Origin of the sequence: Staphylococcus sp. GDY8P120P, assembly GCF_017892065.1 — a bacterium.
GTDB lineage: Bacteria > Bacillota > Bacilli > Staphylococcales > Staphylococcaceae > Staphylococcus > Staphylococcus nepalensis.
The window spans coordinates 1-1377 of record NZ_JAESKI010000046.1 but is presented as its reverse complement, the minus strand read 5'-3'; the positions used below and the strand labels follow the sequence as shown (position 1 = coordinate 1377).

At 32.8% G+C, this 1377-nt stretch carries 2 protein-coding genes; both read right to left on the bottom strand.

Annotated features, from left to right (window positions below; all coding sequences use genetic code 11):
- Positions 1-246: 246 nt before the first annotated feature.
- Entirely contained in the window at positions 247-810 is a 564-nt protein-coding gene (locus tag KA900_RS14545) for a replication protein (RefSeq protein WP_049388228.1), read from the bottom strand.
- 65 nt (positions 811-875) lie between these two features.
- Positions 876-1040 (bottom strand): ribbon-helix-helix domain-containing protein, encoded by a 165-nt coding sequence (locus KA900_RS14540; protein ID WP_002503080.1) that lies wholly within the window; start codon positions 1038-1040, stop codon positions 876-878.
- Between the last annotated feature and the right edge of the window lie 337 nt (positions 1041-1377).

The window sequence follows — 1377 nt, the reverse complement described above, 5'->3', positions numbered from 1 at the left end:
ACTTGGAATTAATCCAAGTTAAAACCAGCACCAATCGCCACTGAAGTGGCTATCATTATTTCTTTGTTCGTCAAAAGTTTTTCTCCTATCACAAGTAATTTTTTGGTTTGGCAAGCATCGTATTTGCTAGCCACTTCATTCGCTAACGCTCATTTCGTTCTGCAAATACACTTGTTGGGGGTAAACCCCCAATCCCCCTTTTTTGCTAACGCAAAAAGCTAGCCATAGTGGCTAGCTAATTCAAAATTAATTATCATGTTTATGTCTATTGGATCTAACTAAAACATTAATAGTAAATGTATTATCACAAGCAACTTTAAATAGGTTATAATCCATTTCTTCTAAAAGACTTAATAAATCTATATATTCTGTTACGTTTTCACTAATAATAATCTTCTTTATCCTTGAAATAGCTTCATACTTTTCTTCTCTAGTAAGAGCAATATAGTTAGAAATATCAAAGCCATTATAGATTTTTATATCTTTTTCATCATACTGATACTTTTCAGGATTATCCATATGCGTGAAATACCTATACGCTCCACGAACACTTTCAAGTTTAACTGGTTGTGGTGCATTTACCTTCTCAGCAATTTTTGATGCTGCATTTTGAGTAACAGGTCCATCCCAAATTAGTATGACATGCCAATGCTCTTTCTTAATTTCTCCATCAGGATTAACATCTTTATCATGCAAAGGAGATATTGCGAATTGTAAATAAGTTTCTTCAAGTAATTCTGTCCAATTTTCAGGGGCAGATTGTGGATATACAACCATTCCCCACGTTCTTGCTTTAATATATTTTGCCATGGTAAAATAACAGTGTTGAATAAAGATTTTAGAGAACTTAGCTATTTGGGAGCTAGGTTCTTTTTTTATTTTCCACTGTCTCTATCCCCCTTTTTACCTTTTTCAATATAGTAATTATTAATTAACATAGATATCGCTTGAGATTTACTCAATCCCATCTCTTCTGATATATCTTTCAGCCTTTCAATCGTTACAGGTGTTAATGTTATTCCAACTTTTTCTCGAGCCATTATAACCCCTCCTTTTTAAATCCTTATTCTGTATTATATAGTATATTATCCATAAAAGTCTAGAGTTTTCATGAATACTTTTGTTAAGTTTTGTGTCTAAAATTGTCAAAAACCCCATAATATCAAGGCTTAAGTCGATTTTTTCACATTGCACATTGCACCCATTGGGGGGGTCGTAGTACCCCCCAATGTCTCTCCTCAAAACAAAAATTCAAAACCAAGCAATCAAAAAAGTGATTGCTAAAATTTCAAAATCAAACCCCACCAAAAAATTACTTGTAATAGAATTTCCTTTTGACTTCACGATATCGAAATCAATGATTTGGATTGGTTGTTA

Excerpts from the sequence above, each read along its gene's own strand:
- KA900_RS14545 (WP_049388228.1), bottom strand. The coding sequence starts at position 810 with ATGGCAAAATATATTAAAGCAAGAACGTGGGGAATGGTTGTATATCCA.
- KA900_RS14540 (WP_002503080.1), bottom strand. The coding sequence starts at position 1,040 with ATGGCTCGAGAAAAAGTTGGAATAACATTAACACCTGTAACGATTGAA.